The sequence below is a fragment of the Neisseria sp. P0017.S009 genome (assembly GCF_051957375.1).
Taxonomy (GTDB): domain Bacteria; phylum Pseudomonadota; class Gammaproteobacteria; order Burkholderiales; family Neisseriaceae; genus Neisseria; species Neisseria perflava.
Window position 1 is genome coordinate 1 of record NZ_JBQCWL010000020.1, and the last position, 487, is coordinate 487.

Consider the following 487-nt stretch of genomic DNA (forward strand, 5'->3'; position numbering starts at 1 on the left):
CCGTCTTTGATGGTTACAGTGTGAGTACCGTTGCCGTTGTCTTTAACGTCGGCTTCAGCGTTCTTACCGTCGGCACCTGTTGCACCAGTTGCGCCGGTATCGCCTTTGGCACCAGTTGCACCGTCTTTAACGATAGTAGTAGTGGTGTTACCGTTACCGTCCTTGATGGTTACAGTGTGGGTACCGTCGCCGTTGTCTTTAACGTCGGCTTCAGCGTTTTTACCGTCGGCACCAGTTGCACCAGTATCGCCTTTGGCACCAGTTGCACCATCTTTAATGATGGTAGTAGTGGTGTTACCGTTACCGTCTTTGATGGTTACAGTATGAGTACCGTTGCCGTTGTCTTTAACGTCGGCTTCAGCGTTCTTACCGTCGGCACCTGTTGCACCGGTAGCGCCGGTATCACCTTTGGCACCAGTTGCACCGTCTTTAATGATGGTAGTAGTGGTGTTACCGTTACCGTCTTTGATGGTTACAGTGTGGGTAC

General features: G+C 51.3%; 1 protein-coding gene. It reads right to left on the reverse strand.

Annotated elements, in window-relative coordinates; translation table 11 throughout:
* Positions 1-487 (reverse strand): collagen-flanked surface repeat-containing protein (locus ACTHTG_RS11155; protein WP_440360700.1); only part of this gene is annotated, 487 nt, incomplete at both ends.